The sequence below is a fragment of the Bacillus litorisediminis genome (assembly GCF_022808645.1).
In the GTDB taxonomy this organism is placed as follows: Bacteria; Bacillota; Bacilli; order Bacillales; family JC228; genus Bacillus_BF; species Bacillus_BF litorisediminis.
This window is the reverse complement of the sequence record NZ_JAKZKT010000101.1, coordinates 1-2371: the sequence shown is the minus strand read 5'-3', so window position 1 is coordinate 2371 and position 2371 is coordinate 1. Positions and strand designations below refer to the sequence as shown.

Annotated in this window: 2 protein-coding genes; both read right to left on the bottom strand. The window is 35.8% G+C overall.

Translation table 11 applies throughout. From position 1 onward, the window contains the following. Positions 1 to 73 precede the first annotated feature (73 nt). Positions 74 to 799, bottom strand: a complete 726-nt coding sequence (gene istB, locus MLE14_RS22075) for an IS21-like element helper ATPase IstB (protein WP_243300519.1) — start codon at positions 797 to 799, stop codon at positions 74 to 76. After that, the gene (gene istA / locus MLE14_RS22070) at positions 792 to 2216 is read right to left on the bottom strand and encodes an IS21 family transposase (RefSeq protein WP_243300518.1); all 1425 of its coding nucleotides are present in this window, start codon (positions 2214 to 2216) and stop codon (positions 792 to 794) included. The genes istB and istA overlap by 8 nt, the downstream gene beginning before the upstream one ends. Positions 2217 to 2371 lie beyond the last annotated feature (155 nt).

Here is a 2371-nt window from a genome sequence, read left to right as displayed (position 1 = left end):
TGTATTTTGCAATAAAAAAGTGCAGAAAAATGCAATGAAAAATGCAGAGTTTTGCCACCCAATTTAAACCTATTTAATGGGATTTTGATAAAGCGTTAGTAAGTCTATAGCTTTCACCTGAAAATGTAAGAATATGGGCATGGTGAATTAAGCGATCCACTAAAGCAGCCGTTAATCTAGAATCAGTAAAAATTCTGTTCCATTGGCTAAATTCTAGGTTTGAAGTAATAATTAAACTCTTTTGTTCATACCACTCCGCAATTAAATGAAAAAGAAGTTCGGAACCCTCCTTGCTAAAAGGAAGGTATCCCATTTCATCTAATATGACCATATCAACTTTTTCAAATTTCCTCCTAAACGCCTCCAATCTCTTATGCCTTAAAGCTTGTTCCAATTGCTCGATTAGATGAGAAACTCTGTAGAATCTAACCTCAAAACCCACCTCACAAGCCTTACGGCCCAATCCTGTTGCTAAATGGGTTTTGCCCGTTCCCGGCGACCCTATCAGTACCACATTTTGTTGCTTTTGAATAAATGAAAGGCTTAGTAATGATTCTTTATCTAATTGTGTAGGAAATCTAATTTGTTCATGCCATTCATAAGTACTTATACTCTTTGAATCTAAAAACTTCGCATTTTTTATCAATCTTTGTATTTTCGCCTTTTCCCTTAGACGAAATTCCTCAGAAAACAACGATTCTATGAATTGTTCGGGTGTCTCAAATGGTATGTTCTCATATATATCTGCTACATAAGCCAGTCTTAGGGATTTACACATAGAACGTATAGCTTCACTCATCTTTTATCACTCCCGTTACCGTAGGTGCTAATGAATCGTACAGAGTCCAATTAACTCCATATGGGTCACCGTTTGTATCAGAAATTAGGTCATAAAATTCCTCATTTATTCTTTTCATATCATGAGTGACAAGAAGACTAACTAACTCTTTAAGTCTATCTTGGCGTAAAACTAAGTTATCAACCATTAAGTAATCTTTAACTCTTCCTGGTAAATACTTCTGATATCTTGAGTAAGCAACAACTCTTGGTTTTCTAATCCAATCTTTTATAACAGAAACCCATGGAATCGCTCTTTTATAATTCATATAAGGTCTATAGTCTTCATGTAAGATTTCTCCGTCAGGAGAAACGGCCTTAAATCTATCCCAGGTTAGTATAAAGTAGATGCTGGGATAATTCGCTGCTCTAGGAATATGTACCATAACTTTATCCAATTGAGCTTCATTATATTTGTTAACTTTAGTCTCAATTTCTTTAAAAACTGGGTATTCTTTTTCGGGTAATTCTAATAAAAACTTAGATTCTTGGTTCCATAGATCTTCGATCATAACTTCTTTCTCGTAGTGAAGCCTTTTTCTATCCTCTAGTAGCTGAACACGAAGTGTTTCCGTTAAATCTTCAAAACTATTCATAACAGGAGAGCTACTGAAGAAGTTATATCGAACATACCCAACTTTATTTTCTACATTACCTTTTTCATGACCACTACGAGGATTGCACACCTGTACTTCAAATCCATAGTAGTTTTGAAATTGTATGAAAGCGTCAGTTAATTGAGCTTCTTCTAACTTGGATCTTGTTTTCTTCACAGCTGGTGTTAAATTGTCGATTCTGATTTTCCTAGGAGCACCTCCAGCCTGTTTAAACAATATGTTTAGTCCGTGGAGAAAGCATTCTTGGTTTTCTGATGGTAACGGAACTGCGAAACCTGTATTACTATACGGAAATGACATGACTAGTGCATGTATATCTACAAACTCGCCATCCTTAACAGCTTCCATGATTCCAAAGTCAACTTGTGCCTCACTAGGTGGATGTTCTAGACGTTCGAACCCTTTATCAGTTCCGTCGTTGTTATGGTTATTCTCCCAATCAGAAATAAAGTAGCAGACTGTTCTATATGACCCTTGAAACCCTAAATTTTGGAGTTCGTCGAACAATTGCTTTTTTGTACGACGTAATTTTTTCTTCAGCTTACTATCTTCTAATAACCAATCTGAAACAATCTCTCCCCATTTTCCTTCGTACATCATTCCTTCCTTAACTTTAATTTTCGGTGTAGGTATCTGATCTTCATCTGCATATTTCTTTGCAGTACGCCAGTTAATTCCTAATGTTTCCTGAATCTTTGATATAGATAGTCCTTTGTTATTTCGTAAGTGTTTGATACACTTAATATCAGACATTGCTAGCATCCTTTCTTTTCCTCCACTCTGTATTGATTCGACACCAATTACAGTAGAGGGACTTGGGGTGGCTGGCAAGTCTTTTTTTATGCACCTAACAAAATAAGTGCAGGTCTCTGCATTTTTTCTTTGCAAAGCTCTGCACTTTTATTTTGCAATAAACA

Coding starts and splice junctions, on each gene's coding strand:
- istB (WP_243300519.1), bottom strand. CDS start 799: ATGAGTGAAGCTATACGTTCTATGTGTAAATCCCTAAGACTGGCTTAT.
- istA (WP_243300518.1), bottom strand. CDS start 2,216: ATGCTAGCAATGTCTGATATTAAGTGTATCAAACACTTACGAAATAAC.